Source organism: Mesorhizobium sp. M7A.F.Ca.CA.004.06.1.1 (assembly GCF_003999135.1).
GTDB lineage: Bacteria > Pseudomonadota > Alphaproteobacteria > Rhizobiales > Rhizobiaceae > Mesorhizobium.
On sequence record NZ_RZPQ01000342.1, the window covers coordinates 1 to 6090 of the forward strand.

Below are 6090 nucleotides of genomic sequence, written 5' to 3' on the forward strand. Positions count from 1 at the left end.
CGCTGGACCTTTGTCTGGCGCACGATCAGTCGCAAAACCGGAAACCACTTTTGCTGATCGCGCTTGGATGCTAAACGCCCGCGTTCATGCACACCCGAGCCACGCTGGCCGGACGCTTTCGGGAAAGAAAAAATGCCTGCCTTCAAATCGGATTTCCTGCGCACGATGAGCGAGCGCGGTTTCATCCACCAGACTTCGGATGATGCCGGTCTCGACACTATCTTCGCCAAGGAAACGGTGACGGCCTATATCGGCTTCGACGCCACCGCCAAGAGCCTGCACGCCGGCTCGCTGATCCAGATCATGATGCTGCACTGGCTTCAGCAGACCGGTCACCGGCCGATCGCGCTGATGGGCGGCGGCACCTCGATGATCGGCGACCCGTCCTTCAAGGACGAGGCGCGCAAGCTTTTGACCCCGCAGGACATCGAAGACAATCTGGCTGGCATCCGCCGCAACTTCATGCCCTACCTCAAATTCGGCAGCGGTCCGAACGACGCCATCATGGTCAACAACGCCGACTGGCTGATGGAGATCAACTACGTCAATTTCCTGCGCGATGTCGGCCGTCACTTTTCCGTCAACCGCATGCTGGCGTTCGATTCCGTCAAGCTGCGGCTCGATCGCGAGCAGTCGCTGTCGTTCCTCGAATTCAACTACATGATCCTGCAGGCCTATGATTTCGTCGAACTCTACAAGCGTCTCGGCTGCCGCCTGCAGATGGGCGGCTCCGACCAATGGGGCAACATCATCAACGGTATCGATCTCGGCCGCCGCATGGAGGACGCGCAGCTCTATGCGCTGACCACGCCGCTGCTCACCACCTCGTCGGGCGCCAAGATGGGCAAGTCGGCTTCGGGCGCGGTCTGGCTCGATGCGGAGATGCTGAGCCCCTACGAATTCTGGCAGTACTGGCGCAACACCGAGGATGCCGACGTCGCGCGCTTCCTGAAGCTCTACACGACGCTGCCGCTGGACGAGGTGGCGCGACTCGAACGGCTCGGCGGATCCGAGATCAATGAGGCCAAGAAGATCCTCGCCACCGAGATCACCGCCCTGCTGCATGGCCGTGCAGCCGCCGAGCAAGCCAGCGATACGGCGCGCAAGACGTTCGAGGAAGGCGCGCTCGCGGAGTCGCTGCCGACCGTCGAGGTCGACAAAACGGCGCTTGAAACCGGCGTCGGTATCCTGTCGCTGCTGGTCACCGCCGGACTGGCGGCGTCGAACGGCGAAGCGCGGCGGCATGTGCAGGGCGGTGCCGTGCGCCTGAACGACGAGCCGGTGAGCGACGAGCGCCGCCTGGTGACTCCTCAGGATTTGAGTCCGGAAAACGTCGTAAAGCTTTCTCTGGGAAAGAAAAAACACATTCTGGTACGGCCTACCTGATCCGCACGGTGGGACCGAGCCAACCGCTTGTCAGGATCAGCGTTTGACGGCTCCGTCTTGGGCGCATAAATTGCGTTGAATGCATCGTCCATGCGCCGGGGGGCCGCCTGTGAAGATCAATCCACGCAAGCATAACGCACGAGCACGCCCAGGCGATGCGTCCGCTCCCGCCGCCAGCTATGGTTTGCGGAGCACCGACCTTGCCTGAGATCACGCTCGACGACTTCAACAGCCTTATCCACACGGTCTACGAGGCAGGCATCAACCCGCACAAATGGTCCGCGTTCGTCGGGGACCTGTCAGGCCATCTGGACGACACGCTCATTTGCCTGCATGCGCATGATACCGTCGCGCGAGCAAGCCTGGGCTTGCTTGCGTCCGGGGCTGCGCCGGAATTTATTGATTCCTATGTGCGAGACTATGCGACGATCAACGTCTGGGCGAACGGAATGGCTATCGCCCCGATCGGCAAGCTTGTTCAATCGGAAGAAATATACGACCCGGACAAACTTCTCAAAACCGAGTTCTACAATGACTGTCTGCGTAGCCAGAGTCTGGTGTCCGCGAGCGCCGTTGCGCTGCATCGCTCATCGGACAGGATGCTCTTCCTTTCGGGCAATATTCGCCTGCGCAACCATGATCTCGTGCGGGCGCGGGTAAACAGGACGTTTGACCTGCTTGGGCCGCATATCACCCGCTCGTTCGAGTTGATGCGGCACATCCCGCACCAGGTGGAGGGAGAAGACTATCGCGCCACTCTTGAGACATCGACCGACGCTGTGCTGTTCATCGACAGAGCCGGGCGTATCACCCACTGCAACCGTGCCGGAACGGCGATGCGCAAGGACGCGTCTTTCCTCGCCGTCGACCGCGACGGGCACCTGCACCTCAAGGATCCGAGGGCCGATACGACCCTGCGGATTGCCCTGGCCGCGATAGCGAGAGCGGATTTTCCCGCAATTCCAGGCAGCTTCCCCGTTCGTCGGGCGGCCGGTTCGCCGATGCGCGCGATGATCGTGCCGCTCGCCCACAGAACCACGCAAACAATGTTCGATCAGATTTTCGAGGACCTTCCGATTGCAATGCTGGTCCTGCGCAACCAGCCGACGCCGCAGCCTTCCGTCGCTGCATTGCCCGGCTATGGGCTGACACCGGCTGAATCGGAGCTGGCCGTGGCCATCGCCCAAGGCATCTCGCTGCGCGACCATGCGGACAGCCGCGACGTCAGCATTCACACGGTCAGGGCGCAGTTGAAGTCCGTCTTTGCCAAGACCGAGACCCGTCGCCAAAGCCAGCTCGCCGCCCTGATCCTGCGCCACTAGAGCGACAGGCACCGCCGCCTCGAAGCAAGCTCTAGCTAAGACTTTGATTTTCAGGCCGTTCCTGCGGCCGCATAGCCCAAATGGGTGATGCGAGGAATCCGTCCACCGAGCATAAGTCGTCGAAACAGGCGATCTGACCAACGTTGCAACGTTGGCTCTGGGGAAGCCCGACGCAGGCTTGGGGACGAAAATGAGAACAGGCAAGATGATGGCGGCGGCCGTGGCCTGGATCGCGGGAGCCTTCCCGACCGGCGCTCAGGAGCAAACGCCGGAGCCCTCGCAGAAATCGGTCCGCCTGGTCGTAAACGGGCAGGTTTCGGAAGACGACAACCAGCAGCGGCTGAATGCCAGGATCGTCGCTGCATTCTCCGACCTTCCGGTAGCCTTCGGCATGGCCGCGGAGAAGGGAAACGGCGTCGCGCGGCTGATGGTTGGCGGTGCGGCGAACCTGGGCGAACTGCTCGCCGTGCAGGTTACCGGACAATTCGTCCGCGAGGATGCCGATCAGCTGTTCGGCCTGACGACAGACAAGAGTGTCGAAACCTGGAGCCTTGCCAGCTCGCTCGACCTGCGCCTGAGCGCGGCGACCACGGTTTCTCTCGGTGTCGATGGCTGGAACAGCCCGTCCGCCATTTTGATTGACGAGCCCTTCGCGAAGACGCGCTTCGACGGCGCGAGCGGCGTTCGGGTTGCGCCCGGCTTCGAAACCTATCTCGATCCGACCCTGAGATTAGGCGCCAGGATCGGCTACGAGCGTGCCATCGACAATGGCGATGACGGGCTGTTCGCAAAGGTTGATTTCAGCAAGGCGTTCGGCAAGACCTCGATCGAGGGAACGGCCTGGACCTCGCCCAATTTCGGCGCGGGCGCGCAGATCGGATTGGGCTATGCCTTCGACAACGACATGACGGCAAGCGTCTACGCCGGCTATCGTGACGGGATGACGCAAGGCGCCTATCTGGGCGCGAAACTGTCGATGGATTTTGGACCGCACGCTTCGCAGGAAAGCGGTGGCCTCATCAACCGCCTCGACCGCCAGATGCAATATGCTGAAATGACGATGCCGGGCGTTCCCAAGACGGCCCGCGCGGCGGTTTCCACCGAGATCAATTCCCCGTTCAAGACTGTGTTCGACGTGCCATGCCAGAGTGTCGAGCCAACGCCCGGATGCACGTTCTTCATGGCGAACGGAAACCGGATCACCCTTGCGGACGATCCTCACTACAACAGATACGGCAACGGCTCCGACGATCTCGGATATGTCAGGTTCGACAGCGTCGGCAACGCCGCCGTGTACAACAATCTTGGCCAATACCAATATTCGTCATCGGCGAGCGCCTTCGAAGGGTTTGTCGGCGGAACGACCATCGGCGTCGGCACTACGGGTTTCTACTGGGAGAACGTTGCCAGCGGCACATACTGGCTCGGCAAGAACGGTATCCTGTACTCGGCTAATTCCGGCTCAAGCAACTTCCAACAGGCAATCAACTGACCATCCCCGCCGCCTTGCGGTGCCGAAGCGACGGACCGGTTGATTTGACACTTTGCGCGCGGCGACCATGATCCGCGCCACTCACCTATACTCAAAAATCGACCTGAATATTCCGGGCGCGATCACCGACAGCGGATTGATGTCCAGCAGCGGCTTGTTGGCATTGCCTTTGAGCCGGTAGGTGACGCCGATCAGGCCACGGTCACGGCCATTGCCGAGCAGCGCGCCAACGATGGGCAATTCGCCGAAGATGCGATTGAGGCCATAGACCGGCATGAATGTGCCGGTCATGTCCATGTTGTTGTCCTGGTCGTAGAGCGTGCCCTGGAACGTCGTGCCGATGCGCGGTCCGCGCAGCACGCCATTGGCCAGTTTCAGATAGCCGCTGCCCTTGTCGATCTCGGCGTAACCGCGTTCGAACTTCACCCGCGACGTATCCAGCTTGCCTTTGACCGCCTGATTGAGGCTGCGGTTGTCGCCGGCCGGCGTGGTCGAGACGATGGAGGCCAATTTCGGTTCGTTGACCACGAAAAAGTTGCTGGTGTCGACCTTGCCCCTCAGCGATCCGTCGCTCGGCCCCGCAAGCGCCAGGGTGATCGTTCCGCCTTCCATATGCTCGTAGATATTGAGGAATCTCAGGATGGCGCCGGCGTCCGCGGACTGCATGTTGAGCGCGCGCCGGCCGGCGCCGGTGGTGTTGCTGATCGATATGGCGGCGCCCGAACTTGCCGTGGCGCTGACCTTCAGCCCGTTCACCCGCGAACCGGCAGCACTGTAGTCGAGCTTCAGATTGGACAATTGCTCGTCGTGGAAACCGGTCAGCCGGTCGACATCGGCGCTGACGGAAATGGCATCGGAACCGGTGGTCTTGGTAGCCGTGTCGACGTCCGAGGTGAACTGCTTGATCAGCGAGCGGGCATCGAGCGCGTTGCCCGATATCTCGACCGCATAGCCCTTGCCGGACCGCTTCACCGACACGGCAACGTCGTCGCCCCTGTTCAAGGTGACCTTGCTGAACCGCGCCGACGACAAGGCGCCATTGACCAGCACGATGCTGCCGTCGACGGAGAACGTCTTTCCGTCAAGGTCGAAATCGGACAGCGTCGTGGTGTCGCCGGACTTGGTCATGACGAAGGTGACATTGGCAGGAACCCCTGCCCCCTTGCCCCAGCCGGCCCAGGGAATGTCCAGCCTGGCGTTGGTCAGATCGGCCGAGACGTTCTGGTCGCCGCCGCCGTTCTTGTCGATCGCCACCTTCACCGTTCCGGCAAGCAGCGGCTTCAGGCCGGGCATGGCGGCGGCGCGGATCTTGTCGTCAAGCACCAGAGCCACCTTGCGGCTGCGCGCCGGCCCGTCATCCCTGAGCGGCTCGACCAGATCGAGTTCGGCCGGAATGCCGTTCAGCAATGCCTTGGCGGAGATCACCGCCTTCTCCGGATCGACCGTGATCGAACCGTCGGCATCCGTCACGATCTGGCCCTCGAAAGGCTTGGCCAAGGACATGCCGCTATAGTCGAGCGACACCAGCCAATCGAGCTTCGAGGAGTCGACACCGGACTGCAGCGGAATATCCGCCTTGACGTGGCCGGTGACGCTGCCCGACAGGTCTTCCGGCAGGATGCCGACATGGCGCATGGCGTTGATCGGCTCGTAGGATGCGAGTTCGGCTACGGCCGACGCTTCGCCGTCGACGTCGATATCGAGCGCGCCGACGACCGGCGGGCGGTTGGCCGCCTTGACCGTAAGCGTGCCGTTGCTGGCCGAAACGGTGAGGCCGATGGGCATGTAGACGGTGCCCGAGGATAGCGAGATATCGACATCGTTGCCGTGGAAACCGACGAAGCCGACCGCGTAGCGTATCGGCGGAATGCGGCCGGCGGTGTAGAAGCG

Annotated in this window: 3 protein-coding genes and 1 pseudogene; 3 read left to right on the forward strand and 1 reads right to left on the reverse strand. The window is 61.9% G+C overall.

Annotated features, from left to right (window positions below; translation table 11 throughout):
- Positions 1-132 precede the first annotated feature (132 nt).
- The 3 genes from tyrS to EN906_RS19780 all read left to right on the forward strand — a co-directional run bounded on the left by tyrS (position 133) and on the right by EN906_RS19780 (position 4200).
- Complete coding sequence (tyrS, locus tag EN906_RS19770) at positions 133-1386, forward strand: tyrosine--tRNA ligase (protein WP_127270921.1); 1254 nt, start codon at positions 133-135, stop codon at positions 1384-1386.
- Between the two features lie 200 nt (positions 1387-1586).
- The gene (locus tag EN906_RS19775; RefSeq protein ID WP_127270919.1) at positions 1587-2708 is read left to right on the forward strand and encodes a PAS domain-containing protein; all 1122 of its coding nucleotides are present in this window, start codon (positions 1587-1589) and stop codon (positions 2706-2708) included.
- A 190-nt stretch (positions 2709-2898) separates the two neighbouring features.
- Entirely contained in the window at positions 2899-4200 is a 1302-nt protein-coding gene (locus tag EN906_RS19780; RefSeq protein WP_127270917.1) for a hypothetical protein, read from the forward strand.
- Positions 4201-4281: 81 nt separating this feature from the next.
- Here EN906_RS19780 and EN906_RS19785 read toward each other — a convergent pair.
- Positions 4282-6090, reverse strand: a pseudogene (locus EN906_RS19785) (hypothetical protein); the annotation flags it as partial.

Bases quoted from the DNA above. Each gene is read 5' to 3' on its own strand.
- EN906_RS19780 (WP_127270917.1), top strand. From the start codon at position 2,899: ATGAGAACAGGCAAGATGATGGCGGCGGCCGTGGCCTGGATCGCGGGA.
- tyrS (WP_127270921.1), top strand. From the start codon at position 133: ATGCCTGCCTTCAAATCGGATTTCCTGCGCACGATGAGCGAGCGCGGT.